Raw genomic sequence first — 21,774 nt, 5'->3', positions numbered from 1 at the left:
TCACCATTCACTACTGCCCTATCCGCTTCCTCGGCCTCTGCCACCCTATGTCGAGAAGGCCGAGCCGGCCGAGTTCGCGGTCCATGGCGCGTGCGATGTCCTTGCGTTCGCCGCCGATGTCGCGAAGCTGGCGATCGGAGAGATCCTCGACATTTTCGTAGGGAAGACTGACCGCGATTTTTGCGTGCCGAAGCCAGTCAAGCATGGCGCGCAGCCAGGCCGGGCGGAGGGTTACCGAGCGCAAGGCGATGTCAGACATGGTGCAATCCGCTTCTCCGGACATCAAATCCGGTTTGATGTTTCTTCGATGTTCAGAGCATGGCGGATTGAAATTCAAAGGGGAAACGAGTAGTTTTTTCTGCATCTTCAAGTTCTGTTTGATGATTGGAATGCTCGACCGAACCCTCCTCGTCTGGCACTGATGGCGCGCCTGCTGCCTGGAACCCGTGCGCTGCGGACGCTGGAGGCAGCGGCGCGGCACCTCAATTTCACCCGCGCCGCCGACGAGCTCGGCCTGACGCCGGCAGCGGTCAGCCATCAGATCAAGGAAATCGAGGATCAGCTCGGCATCGTGCTGTTCACACGCACCAGCCGCACGATCCGGCTGACCGAGGCGGGCGCGGTGCTGTTCGAAGCTTCGACCGATGCGCTCGACCTGCTTGGCCGGGCCGTCTCACGGGCGCAGAAGACGGCGCGCGGATCGGCGCTGCTGAAGGTCACCCTCGATGCGCAATTCGCGACGAAGTGGCTGATGCGGCGCGTCGACGATTTTCGCAAGCAGCATCCGGCAATCGAGCTGCGTTTCGACATCAGTTACGAGGTGCGCGACTTCGAGCGCGACGACGTCGATCTCGGCATCCGTTTCGGCACCGGCAAATATCCGGGGCTTCGCTCGCACCGGCTGTTCGAAAACGTCATCATCCCCGTCTGCAGCCCGGCCTTGCTGCGGTCAGGGCCGCCGCTCAAGGAGCCGCGCGACCTGTTCCATCATACGCTGGCCCATATCGAGTGGTCGCGCCAGGGCGTCACCTGGCCGAATTGGAGCATGTGGATGGCGGCGGCGGGCGTCGACGATTTCGACGACAGCCGGACCATCGTGTTCGGCAACTCGACCGATGCCGTCCAGGCCGCGCTCGACGGCAACGCGGTCGCGCTCGCCGATTTCGCCATGGTGGCAAACGACCTGTCCGAAGGCAGGCTGATCCGGCCGTTCGAACTCGGCATCAAGGTCGCGCCTGAATTCGCCTATTTCCTGGTCTATCCGGAGACTGCGGCGAACGATGCGCGCATCGTCGCCTTTCGCGCTTGGCTCCTCGAGGAAGTCGCCAAGACGCCGAGCTGACGGTCAGCCTGTCGCCGCCGCGCCGAACCAGCCGATCACCGCGCCGATGAGAAGCAGCACGCCTAGCCAATGGCCGGTGTCGATTAGCGTCAGATCCCAGCCGAAACCTTCGTAGCGATGGTTGACAGAAAGCGTGGTGGCGACGAACCCCAGCCAGAGAACGAAGCCGAAGATCACCCCGGCAAGCAGGCTCGGCTCGCCGCCGGTTACGGCGCCGATGATCAGCGACATGACCAGCGCCATGACGAGCTCCGCGACGAAGGAGACGACGAAGGGTAGCATCGATTTACTCATCGTCGCCGGATCAAGCTTGGCGGCCTTCAGCCACGGCTTGCTCAAGCCCATGTACCAGGCCGCGCCGAACAGCCACGCCACGACGGCAGCAACGATTACCGCCAGCCAATTGATTGCTGAAAAATCCATGGTTCCCTCCGGTCGATTGCGCGATGGAACGCCTGTTCGGCGATGCCGTCAAGCAAGGCGCCAGACGGTGGTGCGCTTGACCTCGGCGTCCTCCAGCGCCCGGGTCACCGCCACTTCGTAGACGGCAAGCGGTTCCAGCCCGGTCTTCGGCAGATAGGAACGGCCGGGATCGCCGACCAGGATGTCGCCGCCGCGCGCCTTCAACGCCGCGAACCACGGCATCAGCCTGTCGGCGAAAGTTTTGTCGTAGAAGACGTCGCCGGCCAGCACCACGTCCCAGCCCGCATCGGTGCCGATGCAGTCGCCGACGAGGAATTTTATCTCGGTCCCATTTGCCTCGGCATTGAGGCGGATCGCGGTCGCGCAGAATGGGTCTATATCGGCGGCGATCACCTCGGCAGCTCCGGCCTTCACCGCGGCAATGGCGACAAGGCCGGAGCCGGAGGCGAAGTCCAGCACGCGCTTGCCGCGCACCGCCGCCGGATTGTCGAGGATGTAGCGGGCAAGGCCTTGGCCGCCGGCCCAGGCAAAAGCCCAGAAGGGCGGCGGCAGGCCGATTTCGGTCAGCTCGTCCTCGGTCCGCCGCCACAGTTCGTGCGCCTCGTCGGCCAGGTGCAGGCGGATCTCCGGCACATGTGGCGGCGCCGTCGGCGCCGTGTTGTCGAGGATGAATTTCCTGGCGCTGTCCGGCGTCAGCGCCGTCATGGCGCCGGCGTCAGGCCGCCCATGCGGCAAACCTCTTGCCATTCGGCCGGCGTCACCGGCTGCACAGACAGCCGCCCGAGCCGCACCAGCGCCATGTCGGCCAGCTTTTGATTGGCCTTGGCTTGCTCCAGCGTCACCGGCTTCGGCATGGCCTTGAAGGCGCGGATGTCGACGCACTCCCAGCGGGGATCGTCGGTGGTGCTGTCCTGATGGGCCAGAGCGCAGACTTCGGCGATGCCGACGATGTCGAGCCCGTCATTGGAATGGTAGAAGAAGCCGAGATCGCCGATCTGCATCGCCTTCATGTTGTTGCGCGCCGCATAATTGCGCACGCCGTCCCATTGCGTGCCGGCCTTGCCCTTGGCCTTGAGGTCCTCGAAGGCGAAGACCGAAGGTTCGGATTTGAACAGCCAGTAGTTCATTGTGTTGCTCCTCCTCAGGTGCCGCCGCGACTAAAAGCGCGTCGCGTTCGACCGGCCTCATGCGACGCGCTTTAGGTTCTTGTTGTATGCATGTCGTTATCACAAAACCGCTGCACACTTTTGCGCGACATGCATCAGATATCCGTCGGCTTGTTGAAGCTCCAGTTCCACTGGCGGATTTCGACGCTTTCGAACAGCCCTGCCTTGGTATAGGGATCGGCCGCCGACAGGGCTTTTGCCGCAGCCAGATCGGGCGCCTCGACAACGGCGAGAGTGCCGTTCGGCTTGCCGTCGGCGTCGAGGAACGGGCCGGCGAAGGCCAATTTCTTGTCGCCGTTCAGCCCTTCCAGGAAGGCAAGGTGCTTGGGCCGCGTATCGAGCCGCACCTGCAGCCTTCCTGGCTTGTCCTTGCAAATCAACGCAAACAGCATCTTTCCATCTCCGCAATCGTTCGCGATTACATGTCGGTTTCGGTCTTGAGTGGCCTTGTCATCAACGCCGACACAGCCTGGTCTATGGTTATGGTGCCGTCCAGTATGGCGGCGACGGCGGCGATGATCGGCGCGTCGATCCGGCGCTCGCCGGCGATGCGGGCGGCGATTGCCGCCGTCGGCACGCCTTCGGCCAAAGGCAGGCCGGCAAGCGGCTTGCCTTGCCCCAGCGCCAGCCCATAGGCGAAATTGCGCGACTGCGCGGACGAGCAGGTGAGCAGCAGGTCGCCGAGGCCGGAAAGCCCCATCAGCGTCTCCGGCCTGGCGCCAAAGGCGGCGCCGATGCGGCGCAATTCGACGAAGCCGCGCGTCACCATCGCCGCCTGGGCGCTGGCACCGAGCCCGGCGCCGGTGACGGCACCCGCGGCAATGGCAAAGACGTTCTTCAGCGCGCCGCCGATCTCGACGCCGATTAGATCGTCGCTCGAATAACAGCGCAGATTTTCCGCCGAAAAGCGGGCGGCAAGGTCGGTGGCCAGAGCCTCGTCGCGGGCGGCGACCACGACGGCCGTCGGCAGGCCCCTGGCGACGTCGGTGGCAAAGCTTGGGCCGGACAAAGCGGCGACCGGATTTGCCGGCAGTATTTCCTCGGTGATGGACGATAGCAGCGCGCCGGTGTCGCGCTCGATGCCCTTGGCGCAGAGGACCAGCGGGACGCCTTTCGGCATATGGCTGGACGCGGCCGTCAGCATAATCCGCAACGATTGCGCCGGCGCTACCGCCAGAACGCAGTCGGCACCGTCGAGCGCCGCCTCGATGTCGCTCGACGCCACGATGCCGGGATCGAGCGCGATGCCCGGCAGATAGCGCGGATTTTCGCCACGGTCGACCGCCGCGACGGTCTCCGGGTCGCGCGCATAGAGGCGGACGAAATGACCGGCGCGCAGCGTGGCCAGCGCCAGCGCCGTGCCCCAGGCGCCGCCGCCGAGCACGGCGACGCGCCAGCCGCTTGGCGCCTTGTGCCCGCTGCCGGTCATGCCTTGGCCCCACGCCGGCCCGAGCCGACCATCGGGGTCGAGACGCTGTCCAGCGGCCAGCGCGAGCGCGGCACGAAATCGGCGGCGTTTTCACCTGATATGCCGGCGCGCAAGCGCTCGATGCCGGCCCAGGCGATCATCGCCGCATTGTCGGTGCAGAGGTTGAGCGGCGGCGCGACGAAGCTGAACCCGGCCTGCTCGCACAGGCCCTGCAATGTCGCCTTGATGGTCCGATTGGCGGCCACGCCGCCGGCGACAACCAATGCAGGCTCGGCCTTGTCCGGGAATTGCTGACGGAACCGGGTCAGCGCCCGCGCAACACGGTCGCCCAGCGCATCCGCCACCGCCGCCTGGAACGAGGCGCAGATATCGGCAACATCCTGGTCGCTCAGCGGGGCGATCGCGGTGGCTGCCTGGCGGACCGCGGTCTTGAGGCCGGAGAAGGAAAAATCGGGCTGCACCGAGCCCTTCATCGGGCGCGGAAAGGCAAAACGGGCCGCATCGCCATTTGCCGCCGCCTTCTCGACATTCGGTCCGCCCGGATAGGGCAGGCCGAGCATCTTGGCCGTCTTGTCGAAGGCCTCGCCAAGCGCGTCATCGATCGTCGTCGCCCAGCGCTGGTAGTCGCCGACGCCGCGTACGGCGACGATCTGGGTATGGCCGCCGGAGACCAGCAGCAAGAGGTAGGGAAAGTCGAGCCCATCGGTCAATCTGGCCGTCAGCGCGTGGCCTTCGAGATGGTTGATGGCGATCAGCGGTTTTTTGGCTGCCGCGGCGATTGCTTTTGCCGTCATCAGGCCGACGATCAGCCCGCCGACAAGACCGGGACCGGCGGTGGCGGCAATCGCATCGATGTCGGCGAGGTCGACGCCGGAATCGGCGAGCGCTGCCTCGATGATGCCGTCGAGCGCCTCGACATGGGCGCGCGCGGCGATCTCCGGCACGACGCCGCCGAAAGCAGCATGCTCCTCGATCTGGCTGAGCACGATGTTCGACAGGATTTGCGGCGTGCTGCGACCGTCCAGCGTCACCACGCTGGCGGCGGTCTCGTCGCAACTCGTCTCGATGCCCAGAACGCGGATCAATTCGTCGCTGTCCAAAAATCGTACAGATTGTACTGTCGGCCTTTCCCCGATAGGAGAAAACCCGAAAACCTGCCGGGGGTTATCACGGACGGCGCGTCATGCAAACAACCTTGAAAATCGGAACACGCGGCAGCCCGCTGGCGCTGGCGCAGGCGCATGAAACGCAGGCGCGACTGATGGCGGCGCATGGCATGCCGGCGGAAGCTTTCGAGGTGGTCGTCATCTCGACCAGCGGCGACCGCATCCAGGACCGACCGCTGTCGGAAGCCGGCGGCAAGGGCCTGTTCACCAAGGAGATCGAGGAGGCGCTGCTGGCGCGCCGCATCGACATCGCCGTGCATTCGTCGAAGGACATGCCGACGCTGTTGCCCGAGGGGCTGGAACTGTCCGCGTTCCTGCCGCGCGAGGACGCGCGCGATGCCTTCATCGGCAAGGCGGCGCGAACGATTGCCGGCCTGCCGCAAGGCGCCAGGATCGGTTCGTCGTCGCTGCGGCGCCAGGCGCTGATCCGGCGGATGCGGCCGGACGTCGAAGTGGTGATGTTTCGCGGCAATGTGCAGACGCGGCTGCGCAAGCTCGACGACGGCATCGCCGACGGCACCATCCTCGCCTATGCCGGGCTGAAGCGGCTCGGGCTCGAAGACGTCGTCACCGACCTGATGCCGCTCGAGGTCTTTCCGCCGGCGCCGGGGCAAGGCGCGATCTGCATCGAAAGCCGCATCGGAGACCGCGACGTGGAACAGATGCTGGCAGCGATCCACGACGGGCCGACCGGCGAGGCGCTGGCCTGCGAGCGCGCCTTCCTGGCGGCGCTCGACGGGTCCTGCCGCACGCCGATCGCCGGACATGCGACGATATCGGGCGGAACGGTTTCCTTTGCCGGGCTGATCATCTCGCCCGATGGCACGCAGTCGCATGAAGTCAGGCTGCAAGGGCCGGCGCAGGAGGCGGCGCGCATTGGCGCGGAAGCCGCGGCGACCGTTCGGGCCAAGGCCGGCGAAACATTCTTCGATGGCTGGACCTGACATGCTCCGCGTCCTTGTGACGAGGCCCGAACCGGGCGCGTCGCGCACGGGGCGCCGGCTTGCGGATGCCGGCTTTCAGCCGATCCTGCTGCCATTGACCGGAACCGTGGCGCTGCCGGTCGATGCCGGCGCGCTCGCTGACGCCGCGGCGGTCGCGGTCACCAGCGCCAATGCCGTTCGCCATGCGCCGAAAGAGGTCATCGCGGCGTTCGCCGGCTTGCCGTGCCACGCCGTCGGCAGGATGACGGCGGAAGCCGCCCGCGCTGCCGGGTTTCTGTCGGTCAGCGAAGGCCCGGGCAATGCCGAGGCGCTGGCCGATGCGCTTGCTGGCGGTTACGCGGGGCAGACGATCGTCTATCTCTGCGGGCGGGTGCGATTTCCCGGCTTCGAGGAAGGGCTGTTGGCGTCGGGCGTTCAGGTCCGCGCCGTCGAGACCTACGACACCGTTGTCCTGGATTACTCCGATGAGGCCGTTCTTGCGCGCCTGTCCGCCCGGCCGGTCGAGGCGGTGCTGCTCTATTCGGCCAAGGCGGCCACCGCTATGCAGGCCCTGGCTAGCCGGCCGGTGCTGCGCGGTGTTTTTGAAAAAACGCGCTTTTTCGGATTATCGGGGCGCATCGCCGCGGCCTTGGGCGATGTCGCCGAGATCCGGATTGCGCCTGAGCCCAGCGAGGACGCGCTGCTGGGACTTTTGCAGGCGTCGCGCTGACCGGCATCCGCCGCTGCTCTGTGCCAGCTTGTTCCAAAGGTTGGCGCCGCCCCTCACCTGCCTGCCGGCATCGTCTCCCCGTATAGTGACGGGGAGAGGGTGCCTTCGCCGAGGATTTCGCCAACCTCCAGCGTTGCAGAAGAAGCGTCTGGACTCGTGAGAGCCCTTCTCCCCGTCACTATACGGGGAGAAGTGCCCGGCAGGGTGATGAGGGGCAGTGCCAACGTGGATGACTGCGCTCGGGCACATTTTGTTCTTGCTTTGTGCCGGCAGCTATGCTACTAATCTAGTTATGGTGCTAATTGGCTCCAACGACCCGCCCGCCGAGGCGGGTTTTTTGTGTGCCGAGCATGGGCCTTGGCTTGAAACGTGGATTCGGCCCTGCGGCGTTTTGCCAAAACTGAACTCCAGGCCGTGGCGTCATCACGCCGCCCCTTTTCACCGCTTGGTGATGTGCTAGACCCTTCAAACCATCCCGAAGCGAATTTTGCGGAGCCCGAGCATGGTCAAGACGCCGAAGATGCGGCATTCCAAGAGCCGCCGTGAGCCGGTGACCATCGAGCTTGAGCCTGGCGCCGTCTCGCGAGTCGCCGACGAACAGGATGCCGTGACCTCGCAGACCGACGAGGCGCGGGCCGAGGAAGCGGCGAACGCCTCGCAGCCGGAGCCACCTGAAGAGCCGGTGCATGCGGACCAGACCGATCTCGAGCCATGGGAACATGCCGACGCAGCCGCGCCGGCCGGCACGCAAGAGCCGGCGGATGCCGGCGTCGATTCTGCCAGGGAAGCGGAAACCCCTTATCCCGCCGGTTCGGATGCGCCGGCCGGGCGCTCCACGGTTTCCGACTACAGTTTCGAAGATGCATCCAGCGGAACCGGGGCCAACGAACCGGGGATCCCAGGTTCCGGCGAGAAGACAGCTGAGACGAGGGACGACCATATGGCAGCGCAGCCGAAGCGAAGCGGCATCAACGGCATCGCCGCCGGTATTATCGGCGGCGTCATCGCCCTCGCCGCGGCCGGCGGGCTGCAATTTGCCGGCCTGCTCGGTGCGCCGGGGTCGGGCGGCGTGTCGCTCGACGCGGTCAATGGTGAGATCGTTTCGCTGAAACGCGAGGTCGCGGACCTCAGACAGGCCGGCGCCAACAATGACGCATCGGCCAAGGTGGACGGGCTGTCGTCGGCGCTGGATCAGGTAAGGGCGGACGTTGCGACGTTGAAGTCGGCCGTCGAGCAAGGCGGTGCCGGCGGCAATGCCGGCCTGGCAGCACTTGGCGACAAGGTAAGGCAGATCGAGACGGCGGTTGCGGCCCTCGGCAAGGCCGGCGGTACGGCGCCGGTCGATCTCGGCCCGCTCAACGAAAGGCTGGCCGCGCTCGATGCGCTGGTGAAATCGGCCGGCGAGACGACAAAGGCGCAGGACAGCCGGCTTGCGGCCCTGGAACAGTCGGTTTCACAGATCTCGGGCAAGGTCGATGCACAGGCTTCGCAGCCGAAGATCGCACTGGCCATTGCCGCTTCGGCGCTCAAGGCAGCGCTCGACCGTGGTGCACCGTTCGGCGCCGAGCTCGAAACCTTTGCCGCGATCTCACCCGATGCGCCCGAGATCGCGACGTTGCGCACCTATGCCGAAAAGGGCGTCCCGATGCGCTCCGAGATCGCCGCCGAAGCGGACGGCGCCGCCAACGCGATGGTCGCTGCCGCGACGCCCATCGACCAGAATGCCGGCATCCTGCAGAAGCTGCTGTCCAGCGCCGAATCGCTGGTCAAGGTCAGGCCGATCGGCGCCGTCGAAGGCACCGGCGTTCCGGAAACCGTCGCGCGCATGGAGGTCGCGGTCAACCAGGGCGACTACGCCAAGGCGCTCAGCGAATACGAAACCCTGCCTGAGGCGGCCAAGGCCGCCGGCGCCGACTTTGCCGGCAAGCTGAAAGCGCGGATGGAGGTCGAGACGCAGATCGATTCGCTCATCGCCGGCGCGATGAAGGCGTGAGGAACCCAATGATCCGCATCCTCGCCTTCCTTGCCGTCGTCTTTGCGCTCGGGCTCGGCTTCGCCTGGCTGGCCGACCGGCCGGGCGAAATGCTCGTCACCTTCAACGGCTATCAATACCAGGTCAGCCTGATGGTCGCGGCGGTGGCGGTCGTTGCCGTGGTTGCCGCGGTGATGATCGTCTGGTGGCTGGTCAAGGCGCTGTGGAACAGCCCCTATACGATCTCGCGCTATTTCCGCGTGCGTCGCCGCGACCGCGGCTACCAGGCGCTGTCGACCGGGATGATCGCCGCCGGCGCCGGTGACGGCGCGCTCGCCCGCAAGAAGACCAAGGAAGCGGCAAAGCTGATCCGCTCCGATCAGGAGCCACTGATCCAGCTGCTCGACGCGCAGGCCTCGCTGCTCGAAGGCGACCATGAAGGCGCCCGCGAAAAGTTCGAGACCATGCTCGATGATCCCGAAATGCGGCTGCTCGGCCTGCGCGGACTTTATCTCGAGGCCGAGCGGCTCGGCGACCGCAACGCAGCCCGCCACTATGCCGGCCGTGCCGCGGCGGTGGCGCCGCAACTGGCCTGGGCGGCCGAATCGACGCTGGAAGACCTGACCGGACGCGGCGACTGGGATGGCGCGCTGAAACTGGTCGACGCCCAGAAGTCGACCCGGCAGATCGAGCGTGACGCCGCCAACCGGCGCCGCGCCGTGCTGCTGACCGCCAAGGCGCAGGCGCTGATCGACAGCGATGCCAATGCCGCAAGGGCGGCGGCGCTCGAAGCCAACCGGCTGCGGCCGGATTTTGCACCGGCGGCGGTCGTCGCGGCGAAATTGCTGTTTAGGCAGAACGACGTGCGCAAAGGCTCGAAAATCCTCGAGGCGGCGTGGAAGGCCGAGCCCCATCCGGAGATCGCCGAGCTCTACAGCCATGCCAGGCCGGGCGATGCCGTGCTCGACCGGCTGAACCGGGCAAAGAAGCTGCAGGAGCTGAAGAAGAACCATGCCGAGTCCTCGCTTGCCGTGGCGCGCGCCGCGCTAGATGCGCAGGAGTTTTCAACCGCCCGCCGGGAGGCTGAAGCCGCCATCCGCATCGATCGCCGCGAAGGCGCTTATCTGCTGCTGGCCGATATCGAGGAGGCCGAAACCGCCGACCAGGGCAAGGTGCGGCAGTTGCTGTCGAAAGCGGTGAGAGCGCCGCGCGACCCGGCTTGGGTCGCCGACGGCGTCGTCTCCGAGCGCTGGGCTCCGATATCGCCGATCACCGGCAGGCTCGACGCATTCGAATGGCGGGCGCCGATGGAGCGGCTCGGACAGTTGATCGACGGTCATGAGGATACGCCGGAGGCGCCGGTGCCGGCCATCGCGGCTCCAGCCAGGCCGGTACAGGAAAGAGCCGGGACGATCGAGCACACGGCGGAGACACCGGGCACAGCGACCGAGGAGAAGACGGACGACCGTGCCGGCGAGGATCATGTGACACCAATCACCGCGGCGGCGTTTGCCCAAGTGCCGGAAGATGCCGAGGCCGTCGAGCCGGCGCAGGAGCTGACGCGGCTGCCCGACGACCCCGGCGTCGATCCAGACGACGCGGCGGATAAATCGACGCGCCGGTTTCGTTTGTTCTGATCAGGGTCGAGTGGACCCGGGCTTATTGGGAATGATTTGATGTTCGAACGCGTTTTGTCGTTTCTAAGGGATCTGCCGTCCGGTGGTGGCGCCAGCCCCAGCGCCGACGATCCGCGCATTGCCGCGTCCGCCCTGCTTTTCCACGTGATGAACGCCGACGGGGTGCGCCAGGATACCGAATGGGAACGGTTCAAGAAGGTGCTGGCTGAAAGCTACTCGATCAGCGGCGACGAACTCGACGCATTGGCGGCTGCCGGCGAGCGGGCCGACAATGAGGCGATCGACCTCTACGCTTTCACCAGCGTGCTCAAGCGCCATCTCGACGCCGAGGCGCGAAAGGCCTTCATCGGCCTGATGTGGGAGATCGTCTATGCCGATGGCGAGCTGCACGAGCTCGAGGACAATACCGTGTGGCGGGTCGCCGAGCTGATCGGCGTCGAACGTCGCGACCGTGTCGAGGCGCGCCTCAAGGCGGCCGCCGCGGCTCCTGGTGCCGCCGGAACCTCAAGCGACGAATAGACAGGATCCCGCCTTCCAATGCCGCCCAAGCCAAGTCCGAGACCAAAGATCCTGATCGTGCTGCATCAGGAGCATTCGAGCCCCGGACGGGTCGGCCATATGCTTATCGAGGAAGGCTTCGACCTCGACATCCGCCGACCGCCGCTCGGCGAGGCCTTGCCGCAGACGCTGGATGGCCATGCCGGCGCCGTGGTGTTCGGCGGGCCGATGAGCGCCAATGACGGCGACGAGTTCGTCCGCCGCGAGACCGACTGGCTCAAAATTCCGCTCAACGAGAACCGGCCGCTGCTTGGCATCTGCCTCGGCGCGCAAATGCTGGTCAAGCATCTTGGCGGCAGGGTCGAGGGCCATGGCGAGGGCCTCGTCGAAATCGGCTGGTATCCGCTGAAGGCGACCGAAGCGGGCAGCAGGCTGATGCATTGGCCGGAGATGGTCTATCAGTTCCATCGCGAAGGGTTTTCGCTGCCGAAGGACGCGACGCTTTTGGCGACGGCCGAAACCTATCCCAACCAGGCCTTCCGCTATGGCGACAATGCCTGGGGCATTCAGTTCCATGGCGAATTGACCCGGGCGATGATGCAGCGCTGGGTGGTGCGCGGCGCGCACCGCTTCGAACTGCCCGGCGCGCAGCCCGGCCGCGACCATCTCGGCGGCCGGCTGATCTGGGACATCCACCTCAAGCGCTGGCTCGGCGAGTTCCTGCCGATGATTTTCGGCAAGCCGGCGCTGCGGTAATCAGTTTCGCCCCCTGAGATGACGCACCTTGCGCAGCTGCGGGAACAGCACCGCCCATAGGCCGGCAACAGCGATCGCCCCGACACCCCCGACCACCACGGCCGGAACCGTGCCGATCAACGCCGCCATGGTACCGGCGCGGAATTCGCCGAGCTCATTGGAAGCGCCGACAAACACCTGGTTGACAGCGTTGACGCGGCCGCGAACGTCGTCCGGCGTCCACAGCTGGATCAGCGTCTCGCGGATATAGACGCTGAACATGTCGGTGGCGCCGAGCAGCGCAAGGGCCGCAATCGACAGCCAGGTGATGGTCGAGAGGCCGAACAGAACCGTGAACGCGCCGAACAGCGCGACGAAGCCGAGCATGACAAGGCCGGCATGGTTGCGGATCGGGTGTCCGGCCAGCCAGATGGCGACGCAGATGGCGCCGACGCCGGGCGCCGAGCGCAACAGGCCGAGCCCCCATGGGCCGAGTTCGAGGATATCGCGCGCGTAGACCGGCAGCAGCGCCGAGGCGCCGGACAGGAGCACCGCAAACAGATCGAGCGAAATCGCGCCGAGCACGATCTTTTCGCTCCAGATATAGCCGAAGCCGGCGAACAGGGTCTGTACCGTCGGCCTGTCGGTCCGGCTGCGCTGGGCAGGCTTAGGGATGGTGAAGATCAGCACGGCGGCAACCAGCATCAGCACGGCGGCGGTGGTGTACGCGGCTTCGGCTGAAAGCCCGTAGAGCAGGCCGCCGGCGACCGGCCCGACGATGGTTGCCGTCTGCCAGGCGGACGAGTTCCAGGCGATGGCGTTGGCGAAATCCTCGGGCGGCACCAGATTGGCGAACAGCGATGAGGAGGCCGGCCCGAAGAAGGCGCGCGCGATGCCGAACATGGCGAGCACGATGAAGACCGGCATCGGCCCGGAGAGGCCGCGTAGCGTCAGCAGCAGCAGGGCCAAGGCGCAGCCCGCCTCGACCAGCACCGCCAGCGCCATGATCAGCCGGCGCCCGAAACGATCGGCAACGTCGCCGGTGACCAGCACCAGCAGCAGCGAAGGCAGGAACTGGACGATGCCGACAAGGCCGAGGTCGAACGGGTCGCGGGTGAGATCGTAGATCTGCCAGCCGACGGCGACCGACACGATCTGGGTGGAGAATGTCGAGAGGAAGCGCGCCGCCCAGTAGCTCAGGAACGGCCGGTGGCGAAAGGCGGCATAGCGCTGGTCGGATGGTACTTGGGATTCTGTGGTCATGGAATAAGGCCCCGTGGCGGCGATGTCGGCCGGCGGGGCACTTCCACGATGGGCGCTGGTCCGGCCAAAAGAGCCTTTAGCGCAGTTCGGCCGGAGGCGCGCGCAAAAATCCGGCCTGGATCAACAATTTCGTCCTGGCAGATAACAAGCGCATGGCAAATTGCAAACCTTCGAGACTAGCCGAAACACCTCTCGCTTCGTCATCCCAGGGCGGAGCAAGGAGCGAAGCGACGCGGCGCAGACCCTGGGATCCATGCCGTTACCTCAGTCGAAGAATGCAGCGGTTCAGAACGGCACTTGTGTCGGCATTGGCGTCAGCTACCCTTCAACCATGACCGGCTATGTCTACATGACCGCGAGCCAGAAGCGCGGCACGATCTACATCGGCGTCACCAACGATCTCGGCCGCCGCATGCCGGAGCACAAGACCGGCCAAGGCTCGCGCTTCACCAGCCGTTACGGCGTGCAGCGTCTGGTCTGGTACGAGGAACATTTCGACATTCGCGACGCCATCCAGCGCGAGAAGTCGCTGAAGCGCTGGCCACGCCAGTGGAAGATCGAGCTGATCGAGAAGACCAACCCTGAGTGGTTCGAGCTTTTTCGCGGGACGGGGTGGTAGCGTACGGTTCTGGTCCGCAGGCGCACTGCCGCGAGGTAACGGCATGGATCCCAGGGTCTGCGCCGCGTCGCTTCGCTCCTTGCTCCGCCCTGGGATGACGAAGTGGAGGGGTGTTCGGCCAATCTCGAAAGCTTGTAATTCGCCATCAATCGTCGTCCGATACACCGGACGAGCTGCCACTCTCCGACATCAGCGATTAGCCTTCAGCCATCCTTACCTTCGTCCTAGGGCGGAGCAAGGAGCGAAGCGACGCGGCGCAGACCCTAGGATGCTATGCCGTTAGCTTCGAGCGTCGCAGCTTCCGCTGAACACCAACAGACCGATCAGCAGAACGCGTTCAATGTGCATCCCGCTCGATCCAATGGTATCAAGCCGTCGCCTTGGCCTTCCTGCCCCGGCCCTTGACGGGCGCGGGCGGGGCGGCTTTGCGGCCGAGGCCGATCGCCTTGGCCAGTTGCGAACGCGAGGCCGCGTAGTTGGGGGCGACCATCGGGTAGTCCGACGGCAGGCCCCATTTGGCGCGATAGGCGTCGGGCGTCAGCCCGAAATGAACGCCGATATGGCGCTTCAAGGATTTGAACTTCTTGCCGTCCTCGAGACAGATGATGTAGTCCGGCGTCACCGATTTCTTGGGATTGACGGCGGGCGTCAGCGGCGCGGCGACCGGCACTGCCGGTTGCCCGAGCCCGCCTATGGCAGCGCTGACGCTGGCGATGAGGTCGCCGAGGCCGGAAGCCGGCAAGCGGTTCTTCTCGACATAGGCGGACACGATATGGGCGGTCAGCTCGAGCAGGTCGATATTTTTGCGAGCGTTGTTGCTGTCGTCGGTCAATCTATTTCTCCGTCCGTGGGGGTCGCAGAAATTCCTAGTCGGCAAATCTGCGCAATGCAATGACGCCGCACCACGTCACACATTATTTTGAATAATAATACTAACGGCAGCGCGGGATTAACAACCCTGAGCCGGTGCTCGATAATATCAGACAATCAGCAATATCAGATAATCAGGGATTTGTCGCGCCATAGTCGAAATCCGCCCTCGAAGGCGCGTGTGTTGTCGCCGCGTCTGCAATCGGCGGGCAAGTCGGTGAGTTCGTCGACATTGCCGCCGCCGATGACCACGTAATCCGGCTGCATGGCGGCGCGAAGCCGGTCGACCACGTCGAAGACGTGTTTGCGCCATTTCTTCTTGCCGCGCTTTTGCAGGCCGCGTTCGCCGACATAGTCTTCGAAACTGCCGCGCTTCTTGTAGGGAAGATGGGCAAGCTCCATCGGCTGGGCAACGTTATCAACGATCATCGCGGCCCCCAGGCCGGTGCCGAGGCCAAGGAACAGCATGCGGCCGCCCTCATAACTGCCGATGGCCTGCATGAGCGCATCGTTAACGACCTTGACCGGTTTGCCGAACTCGGCGGCGAAATCGCAGCCGACCCAGCCCTTGCCGAGATTGGCGGGTTCGGTCAGCGGCCGGTTGTGATGCACCGGGCCCGGATAGCCCATCGAGACGACATCGTAGTGCAGCCCTTCGGCGAGCGTCTTCACCGCCGCGACCATCTGCTGCGGCGTAAGCTCCGGTCCGGAAGCGGTCTTGCGCTCGTCGCCGCCGGCGCTGGTGCGGATCTTGACATGCGAGCCGCCGATATCGATCGCAAGCACGATCTTTTCTTCCTCCGATGCCGGTTGCTTCATCGCCTTGGCCATCGCTTTCGCCTCCCAGAAATCATTTCGCTGGATTGATCCAGCCGTTCTGCGGCCCGAATCCAGCCATGGCTTCGGCCGGCCCCCAGGTCTTTGGCGCGTAGACAAGGGGCGGCGTGGTGTCGCCGAGCACCGGGCCGACGATGCGCCAGGCGAGCTCGCTGGCGTCCTGGCGGGTGAACAGCTGGCCGTTGCCGTTCATGGCGTCGCCGATCAACCGCTCGTAAGGCGGCATGTCGCCCTTCGAATCGTCCAGCGCGGTGAGCTCGACCTGCTCACCGACCATGTCGTCGCCGGGCGCCTTGCGCCGGGCTCCGATCGAGATCGCCACCTGAGGATCGATGCGGAAGCGCACGTGATTGCAGTCGCCGGGCTTGATCGGATCGAAGACGTCGAGCGGCGGCCGCTTCAGCCGCACGATGACCTCGGTGGCGTGCACCGGCAGGGATTTGCCGGCGCGAATGAAGAACGGCACATCCTGCCAGCGCCAGGTATCGACGAAAAAGCGCACCGCCGCGAAGGTCTCGACCGGCGAGTTCGGCGCCACGCCCGGCTCCTTGAGATAGCCGTCGAACTGGCCGCGCACCACATCGTCCCTGGTCAGCGTCCGGATCGCCCGCAGGACCTGCACCTTCTCGTCGATGAGATCGTCGGCCGAGCGGCCGACCGGCGGTTCCATGGCGAGCAGCAAGAGGATGTTGAGCAGATGGTTTTCGATGACGTCGCGAATGCAGCCGACCTCGTCATAGAAGCGGCCGCGGCCCTCGACGCCGAAATCCTCGGCCATGGTGATCTGCACGCTCTCGACGTAATTGCGGTTCCAGATCGGCTCGAGGAAGGAATTGGCGAAGCGGAAATAGAGCAGGTTCTGGATCGCCTCCTTGCCGAGATAATGGTCGATGCGGAAGATCGACTTCTCGTCGAAGACCAGATGCAGCACCCGGTTCAGCCAGCGCGCCGATTGCAGATCGTGGCCGAACGGCTTTTCCACCATCAGGCGCGCGCCCTGGGCGGCGCCCGACTGCTCCAGCCCCTGGACGACCACCTCGAACATCGCCGGCGGCACCGCCAGATAGTGCAGCGGCCGCTCAGCGCTGCCGACCGCGGTCTTCAGCTTCTCGAAGGTCGCAGGCGCCCGATAGTCGCCGCTGACATAGCGCAGCAGCGATGCAAGCCTGGCAAAGATCTTGTCGTCGATGCTGCCCAAGGCGTTGACGATGCCGTCGCGGGCGCGCGCCTGCAGCTTGGCGAGGTCCCAGGGATCGAAGGCGACGCCGATCACCGGCTCGTTCAGCGTCCCTTTGGCCACCATGGCGTAAAGGGCGGGGAAGATCTTCTTGTGGGCGAGATCGCCGGTGGCGCCGAAAAGCACCAGCGTGTCCGATCGTTCCTGGCTCATGGGCGTGCCTCCCTGTCGCCCGTCACGAGGCGGCTTTGGGTTTTTCGACATGGCCGCCAAAGGCATAGCGCATGGCGGACAGAAGCTTGTCGGCGAATTCGGATTCGCCTTGCGAGGAGAACCTGTCGAACAGCGCCGAGGACAGCACCGGCGCCGGCACGCCGGTGTCGATCGCCGCCTTCAGCGTCCAGCGGCCTTCGCCGGAATCCGAGACCCGCCCGCCGAACTGCGTCAACGACGAATCGGCCTTCAGTACGCCGGCCGTCAGGTCGAGCAGCCACGAGCCGATGACGCTGCCGTGCCGCCAGACCTCGGCCACTTCAGCGATGTCGATGTCGAACTGGTAATATTGCGGGTTTTCCAGCGGGCTGGTTTCGGCGTCGGCGGTGCGCTGCCGTTTGCCGGCATTCGCCGACTTCAGGATGTTCATGCCTTCGGCATAGGCGGCCATGACGCCATATTCGATGCCGTTATGGACCATCTTGACGAAATGGCCGGCGCCGCTTGGTCCGCAGTGGAGATAGCCGAAGGGAGCGGTTCCGGCATCCTTGGCAGGGGCGGGCGAAGCGGCGTCGGCGCCCGGCGCCAGCGTTGCGAAGACCGGATCGAGATGCTGGACCGCGCTGTCGGGGCCGCCGATCATCAGGCAGTAGCCGCGCTCGAGGCCCCAGACGCCGCCGCTGGTGCCGACATCGACATAGCTCAAGCCTTTCAAGGCGAGGCGCGCGGCGTGGTCGACGGCCTCGTGATAATAGGAATTGCCGCCGTCTATGATGATGTCGCCCGGCTCCATCAGGGCAGCCACCTGGTCGACGATCTTGCCGGTGATCGCCGCCGGCAGCATCAGCCAGGCGCTGCGCGGCTTCGCCAGCTTGCCGACGAACTCCTCCATCGAGGCGGCTCCGACCGCGCCGGCGCTCACAAGCGCGGCGACGCTCGCCGGGTTGATATCGTAGACGACGCATTCGTGGCCATCACGCAGCAGGCGCCGAACCATGTTGGCGCCCATCCGGCCCAGTCCCATCATTCCTATCTGCATGGTCTCGTCCTGCCTTACTTGAGGGATCGATGATCTAGTGGCGCTGTGATTGAAGCATGATCTTTTCCGAAAACCGGTCTCCACTTTGCGGGATCATGCTCTATCCGGTATCGCCGATGCCGACAGAAAAGTCAGCATTCTCCCAATGGTCGCTATCGGGCCAGAAGAAAGTGAAGACAATGCTATTGCCCGGAGCAATCTCGGCAACCTGCAATTCCGCAAGATGGATGCCGAAAGCATTCGCGGTGGTCTCGGTGTCATGGACGGTTGCCCAATTGTCGCTGCTCCAATGAACCACCGCCCGGGCCAGAAGTTCGATGCGCAGCGCCTTGCCTGCCGGGATGGTACGGATCTTGTGGTTGAAGCGCCATGCCCTGAAGCGCGACACCGTCCTGCCCTCGATATAGCGCTTGACGCCTTGCGGCGGCATGTCGAACACCGTGCCGTCGCGCAGCGACCGCAGCAGCTTGATGTGCTCGGAATGCGCCCAGACCAGCGGCTTGGCGCTGCCGGAGGGCCCGCCATGCCGCAATTCGCGCTCCGGCATGTCGGGACCGTCCCAGACCTGCTCCGGTAGCAGGCCGCCCGATCCGGCAGAGTTCTCGAACGTCCTGAGCAGGCTTGCCGCACTATCCCTACGGCCTGCCGCCAGCTCGTAATGAGCGCGCTCGCCGACCAGCAGCGGCCAGGGCCGGCCCCGGCCGGTTCCATCGAAGGGCGCGCCGTCGGCATGCTCGCCATAGCCATCGCCATTGTAGCGGTACCAGAGCGGGCCCTGCGGCAGTTCGCAGCGCAATTGCGCGTCGATGACCTTGACCGTGTCGAGGATGCGCGGATCGTCGGCTGCCCTGAGGCCGAAGCGGACCAGCGCCAGCGCATCGGGGCTGACGATCGCCTTGGCCGGCCGGTCCGTATCCGCCGGCGGGCGGTTCTTGATCGGGACGTAGCCGTCTTTCGGCGATGCCGCGCCGGCTTTGTCGGGCGGCGCAATGCGGACATAGTAGCCTTCGACGCTGGATTGCTCGCATGCGGCGGTGCCGGCGACGTAGGTCCAGCGTTCGATCTGATCGTTCCAGACATCGGCGGTTTCGCGCAGATAGTTTGCCGGCTCTGTTTTGCCGGCGGCATCGAAGATGTCCGCAGCCGCTAGCAATGCGGCGATCTCGACGGCAAGCGTGAACGGGCTGTAGCCGGCGTCCTCTTCCCAGCGGTCCTCGCCGGTGACCGGACCGTTGCGCACGACATAGGCGGCAGCGCGCTCGATCATCGGCATGAAGGAGGGGAGTGCGGCGGGCGGCAAATGGCCGGCGCGGCGCAGTGCGTCGGCAAGCAGCAGCGGGAAGGCGCATTCGTCCATCTGGATGCCCGGCCAATAGGCCGATCCGTCGAGCCAGGCGTTCTGCGGCCAACGGCCGTCCGGCTCCTGGATCGCGCGCAGATAGCCAAGGATGCGCAAGGCTTCCGCCGGGTCGCCGGCGGCGAGGAAGCCGCCGGCGGTTTCGACCAGATCGCGCGGCCAGACCAGGTGATAGCCGCCGAGGTCGTCGTCGCCCTTGTTGAAGCCCCACGGGATCGACAGGCTGGCGACGGCTGCTCCGGCAGACGACCGATGTGTCGCCAGCACCGCCGTGCTGAGGCGGTAGGGATTGAGGCCGGACGCCGCGTGTCGGTCCAGCGGCAGCAGGCCGGCCTGCCATTTGCGCCATTTTTCGATGTAGGATCTGGCCGCGGGCTCAAAACCTTGCCTCAGGCTGGCGAAAGCAGTTTCCGCCGCCTGTTGCGGCGTCGCGCCGAAGCCCAGTGCCAGCAATATTTTTGGGTTCGCAGCCGAAAAGGCGATCTCGCCGGTCAGCGCGACATTGCCGTCCTCGGCCCTGCGGCAGGCCGGATCGAGCCGGCCGCCTTGACGAAGCTGCTGCCAGCCGTCGGAGACGCCGACATAACCGGCCGAGCACGCCTTCCACGGCAGCGACGAGGCGAGCGCCAGGCAGGTGCCGCGTCCCGATGCAAACAGGACAGGCTGTCCTTCATGGTCGTCGATCCAGGCGGTGTTGCCCATGCCGGCGTTGACGAGGTGCGGTGCCAGCAGCGCGTAGACGCGGTAGTCGGCGGCCGCGCCTTTGAGCGGCGTGAACATAATCTCCTGCAGCAAGACGGGACGTTCCGGATCCGTCAGGATGCGCTTTTCGATCCTGTAGGTTCCATCGCTTGCGGTGTTGACCAGCCGGTAGGCAGGCACCCCGTCCGCCAGGGGTTCGATACTGTGTTCGGCGTCGCGTTTTTCTTCCGAGAAATAGCCGTCGGGTCCGGTGACGATCAGCCCCAGATCGCGGGTGCAGGCGCTGTCGAGGCGCGGGTAGTAGATCTCGTTGAGGATACCGTGGCTGATGGTGAACCAGATCGGGCAGGCCGGCGAGAGCGCGGTGCCGACGCCGCTCTTGGCGCTCGAGGTCCAGCGCGCCGGAATGCCGGGTGCACCCGGAGCAAGGTTCGTCGCCATTCAATCGGTCTCCAGTGCCATCCCTAGACCAGGAGTCGAACCGGTTTCAATGATTGCACCGCAAGTTGATCGCCGGCCATGGATTGCTGTTGACAGCTTGCCGCCTATCTGCATTTGTCTGATAATAGATAAAAAACAAGATTGTGAGCGTATCAGCCAATACCCACCAGCCAGCCATTAACCACCAGTAAGACAGCAACTCACGGGAGGAGTATGACATGAGGAAAATATTCGTTTTGGGGGCTCTTGCGGCGATGCTCGCCGCAGGTACAGCGCTTGCCGACACCAGCGGCAAGAAAATCGCCTTCTCCAACAATTACGCCGGCAATTCCTGGCGGCAGGCGATGCTGGACAGCTACGCCATCGTTACCAAGAAGGCGGTTGCCGACAAGGTGGTCGGCGCCGCGGACGTCTTCACGACGGCCGACAAGGAAGTGCCGACGCAAGCAGCCCAGGTGCAGAACCTGATCCTGCAGGGCTATGACGCGATCGTCATCAACGCGGCGTCTCCGGATGCGCTCAACGGCGCCATCAAGCAGGCCTGCGACGCCGGCATCGTCGTCGTCTCCTTCGACGGCATCGTCACCGAACCCTGCGCCTACCGCGTCGTTGTCGACTTCAAGGACATGGGCAAGCAGGAGGTCGAGCAGATGGCCAAGTTCCAGCCCAAGGGCGGCAACCTGCTGGAAATCCGCGGCCTCGCCGGCACCTCGATCGACGATGCCATCCATGCCGGCATCCTCGAAGGCGTCGCTGCCCATCCCGAGTTCAAGATCGTCGGCTCGGTGACCGGCGACTGGGACCAGACCACGGCACAGAAAGCCGTAGCGACGATCCTGCCTTCGCTGCCGGATGTTGTCGGGGTCGTCGACCAGGGCGGTGACGGCTACGGCGCGGCGCAGGCTTTCGCCGCCGCCGGCAAGCCACGCCCGACCATCATCATGGGCAATCGCCAGGACGAGTTGCAGTGGTGGAAGGAGCAGAAGGAAAAGGACGGTTACCAGACCTGGTCGGCATCGATCGCACCGGGCGTATCGACGCTTGCCTTCTGGGTGGCGCAGCAGGTGCTCGACGGCCGCACCGACGTGCCGCACGACCTGCTGGTGCCCTATCTTGCCTTCACCCAGGACGATTTCGAGGCCGCGCTGCCGAAGATTCCGAAGGGCGGCGTCGCCAGCCACGAATACACGCAGGAAGACGCCGTCGCGGCGATCAAGGCCAACATCAAGTGAGCA

At 65.3% G+C, this 21,774-nt stretch carries 22 protein-coding genes; 9 read left to right on the top strand and 13 right to left on the bottom strand.

Annotated features, from left to right (window positions below):
- Nucleotides 1-10 precede the first annotated feature (10 nt).
- Entirely contained in the window at nt 11-259 is a 249-nt protein-coding gene (locus NKI17_RS15885; RefSeq protein WP_352817338.1) for a hypothetical protein, read from the bottom strand.
- Between the two features lie 162 nt (nt 260-421).
- Here NKI17_RS15885 and gcvA point away from each other — a divergent pair, with 162 nt between their 5' ends.
- A complete protein-coding gene (gene gcvA / locus NKI17_RS15880; protein ID WP_352826620.1) occupies nt 422-1,342 on the top strand; it encodes a transcriptional regulator GcvA in 921 nt (306 codons plus the stop codon).
- 3 nt (nt 1,343-1,345) lie between these two features.
- On the opposite strand, the gene NKI17_RS15875 is transcribed toward gcvA, so the two are convergent.
- The 6 genes from NKI17_RS15875 to tsaD all read right to left on the bottom strand — a co-directional run bounded on the left by NKI17_RS15875 (nt 1,346) and on the right by tsaD (nt 5,442).
- Nucleotides 1,346-1,765: a DUF1761 domain-containing protein gene (locus NKI17_RS15875; RefSeq protein WP_352826622.1), complete on the bottom strand. Its 420-nt coding sequence runs from the start codon at nt 1,763-1,765 to the stop codon at nt 1,346-1,348.
- Nucleotides 1,766-1,813: 48 nt separating this feature from the next.
- Complete coding sequence (locus NKI17_RS15870; protein ID WP_352906398.1) at nt 1,814-2,470, bottom strand: class I SAM-dependent methyltransferase; 657 nt, start codon at nt 2,468-2,470, stop codon at nt 1,814-1,816.
- Nucleotides 2,467-2,892 (bottom strand): EVE domain-containing protein, encoded by a 426-nt coding sequence (locus NKI17_RS15865; RefSeq protein WP_352906303.1) that lies wholly within the window; start codon nt 2,890-2,892, stop codon nt 2,467-2,469. Before NKI17_RS15865 ends, NKI17_RS15870 begins: the two co-directional genes overlap by 4 nt.
- A gap of 134 nt (nt 2,893-3,026) precedes the next feature.
- On the bottom strand, nt 3,027-3,323 hold the full coding sequence (locus NKI17_RS15860) for a YciI-like protein (RefSeq protein WP_352782892.1): 297 nt from the start codon (nt 3,321-3,323) through the stop codon (nt 3,027-3,029).
- Between the two features lie 26 nt (nt 3,324-3,349).
- Nucleotides 3,350-4,360: an NAD(P)H-dependent glycerol-3-phosphate dehydrogenase gene (locus NKI17_RS15855; RefSeq protein ID WP_352906301.1), complete on the bottom strand. Its 1,011-nt coding sequence runs from the start codon at nt 4,358-4,360 to the stop codon at nt 3,350-3,352.
- Nucleotides 4,357-5,442, bottom strand: a complete 1,086-nt coding sequence (tsaD, locus tag NKI17_RS15850; protein WP_352906396.1) for a tRNA (adenosine(37)-N6)-threonylcarbamoyltransferase complex transferase subunit TsaD — start codon at nt 5,440-5,442, stop codon at nt 4,357-4,359. Before tsaD ends, NKI17_RS15855 begins: the two co-directional genes overlap by 4 nt.
- Nucleotides 5,443-5,543: 101 nt before the next feature.
- Here tsaD and hemC point away from each other — a divergent pair, with 101 nt between their 5' ends.
- The 6 genes from hemC (at nt 5,544) to NKI17_RS15820 (ending at nt 12,042) form a co-directional block, all read left to right on the top strand.
- Nucleotides 5,544-6,470 (top strand): hydroxymethylbilane synthase, encoded by a 927-nt coding sequence (hemC, locus tag NKI17_RS15845; protein WP_023678204.1) that lies wholly within the window; start codon nt 5,544-5,546, stop codon nt 6,468-6,470.
- Nucleotide 6,471: 1 nt separating this feature from the next.
- The gene (locus NKI17_RS15840) at nt 6,472-7,179 is read left to right on the top strand and encodes a uroporphyrinogen-III synthase (RefSeq protein ID WP_023678203.1); all 708 of its coding nucleotides are present in this window, start codon (nt 6,472-6,474) and stop codon (nt 7,177-7,179) included.
- Nucleotides 7,180-7,681: 502 nt separating this feature from the next.
- On the top strand, nt 7,682-9,172 hold the full coding sequence (locus NKI17_RS15835; protein ID WP_023678202.1) for a COG4223 family protein: 1,491 nt from the start codon (nt 7,682-7,684) through the stop codon (nt 9,170-9,172).
- Between the two features lie 8 nt (nt 9,173-9,180).
- The gene (locus tag NKI17_RS15830) at nt 9,181-10,788 is read left to right on the top strand and encodes a heme biosynthesis protein HemY (protein ID WP_023678201.1); all 1,608 of its coding nucleotides are present in this window, start codon (nt 9,181-9,183) and stop codon (nt 10,786-10,788) included.
- 39 nt (nt 10,789-10,827) lie between these two features.
- A complete protein-coding gene (locus NKI17_RS15825; RefSeq protein ID WP_023678200.1) occupies nt 10,828-11,307 on the top strand; it encodes a tellurite resistance TerB family protein in 480 nt (159 codons plus the stop codon).
- A gap of 18 nt (nt 11,308-11,325) precedes the next feature.
- Complete coding sequence (locus NKI17_RS15820) at nt 11,326-12,042, top strand: glutamine amidotransferase (protein WP_023678199.1); 717 nt, start codon at nt 11,326-11,328, stop codon at nt 12,040-12,042.
- Here NKI17_RS15820 and NKI17_RS15815 read toward each other — a convergent pair whose 3' ends face one another.
- Entirely contained in the window at nt 12,043-13,284 is a 1,242-nt protein-coding gene (locus NKI17_RS15815; protein WP_023678198.1) for an MFS transporter, read from the bottom strand.
- A 331-nt stretch (nt 13,285-13,615) separates the two neighbouring features.
- On the opposite strand from NKI17_RS15815, the gene NKI17_RS15810 reads away from it, so the two are divergent.
- Entirely contained in the window at nt 13,616-13,903 is a 288-nt protein-coding gene (locus tag NKI17_RS15810) for a GIY-YIG nuclease family protein (RefSeq protein ID WP_352456363.1), read from the top strand.
- Nucleotides 13,904-14,270: 367 nt separating this feature from the next.
- Here the strand turns inward: NKI17_RS15810 and NKI17_RS15805 are convergent, their stop codons facing one another.
- The 5 genes from NKI17_RS15805 to NKI17_RS15785 form a co-directional block, all read right to left on the bottom strand.
- Nucleotides 14,271-14,735 carry a Ros/MucR family transcriptional regulator gene (locus NKI17_RS15805; RefSeq protein ID WP_352574527.1) on the bottom strand — a complete coding sequence of 155 codons (465 nt, stop codon included), beginning with the start codon at nt 14,733-14,735 and terminating at the stop codon, nt 14,271-14,273.
- Nucleotides 14,736-14,899: 164 nt separating this feature from the next.
- Nucleotides 14,900-15,604, bottom strand: coding sequence for an ROK family protein (locus tag NKI17_RS15800; protein ID WP_352569458.1), 705 nt, complete (start codon nt 15,602-15,604; stop codon nt 14,900-14,902).
- A 19-nt stretch (nt 15,605-15,623) separates the two neighbouring features.
- The gene (zwf, locus tag NKI17_RS15795) at nt 15,624-17,000 is read right to left on the bottom strand and encodes a glucose-6-phosphate dehydrogenase (RefSeq protein ID WP_352906300.1); all 1,377 of its coding nucleotides are present in this window, start codon (nt 16,998-17,000) and stop codon (nt 15,624-15,626) included.
- Nucleotides 17,001-17,022: 22 nt separating this feature from the next.
- Nucleotides 17,023-18,039, bottom strand: coding sequence for a phosphogluconate dehydrogenase (NAD(+)-dependent, decarboxylating) (gnd, locus tag NKI17_RS15790; RefSeq protein ID WP_352906298.1), 1,017 nt, complete (start codon nt 18,037-18,039; stop codon nt 17,023-17,025).
- Nucleotides 18,040-18,139: 100 nt separating this feature from the next.
- Nucleotides 18,140-20,539 (bottom strand): glucan 1,4-alpha-glucosidase, encoded by a 2,400-nt coding sequence (locus tag NKI17_RS15785; protein WP_352906297.1) that lies wholly within the window; start codon nt 20,537-20,539, stop codon nt 18,140-18,142.
- A 218-nt stretch (nt 20,540-20,757) separates the two neighbouring features.
- Between NKI17_RS15785 and NKI17_RS15780 the strand changes: the two genes are divergently transcribed.
- Entirely contained in the window at nt 20,758-21,771 is a 1,014-nt protein-coding gene (locus NKI17_RS15780; RefSeq protein ID WP_352620610.1) for an ABC transporter substrate-binding protein, read from the top strand.
- Nucleotides 21,772-21,774 lie beyond the last annotated feature (3 nt).

Source organism: Mesorhizobium sp. M0816, assembly GCF_040320005.1.
Lineage (GTDB): Bacteria > Pseudomonadota > Alphaproteobacteria > Rhizobiales > Rhizobiaceae > Mesorhizobium.
Note: the sequence above shows the minus strand (reverse complement) of the source record. Positions and strands in the feature narration are given on the sequence as shown.